The sequence below is a fragment of the Microvirga pakistanensis genome (genome assembly GCF_004458765.1).
Classification (GTDB): Bacteria; Pseudomonadota; Alphaproteobacteria; order Rhizobiales; family Beijerinckiaceae; genus Microvirga; species Microvirga pakistanensis.
Genome location: NZ_SPJX01000366.1, coordinates 1 through 223 on the forward strand (window position 1 = coordinate 1; position 223 = coordinate 223).

Here is a 223-nt window from a genome sequence, read left to right on the forward strand (position 1 = left end):
ATGGCCTGAAAGATCCTGGATAGGAACAGCGCGACTGAGAACCCATTCAAAGATACCCGCGGCGTTTCGGATCCGGTACTCCGTCTCGTAAGGCGCGCCGGTTTCGACGGACTGGCGCCATTGGGCCTTGACCGCGGGCAAATCCCTTGGGTGAACGGCATTCTGCCAGCCATTTCCCTCGGATTGCTCGGCGGTCATGCCAGTAAATTCGTGCCATCGCCGG

General features: G+C 59.6%; 1 protein-coding gene. It reads right to left on the reverse strand.

All coding sequences use genetic code 11. The annotated features are described in order from the left end of the window. On the reverse strand, nucleotides 1-223 hold a 223-nt coding region (locus E4K09_RS18530; RefSeq protein ID WP_134499254.1), incomplete at both ends, for a PAS domain-containing protein.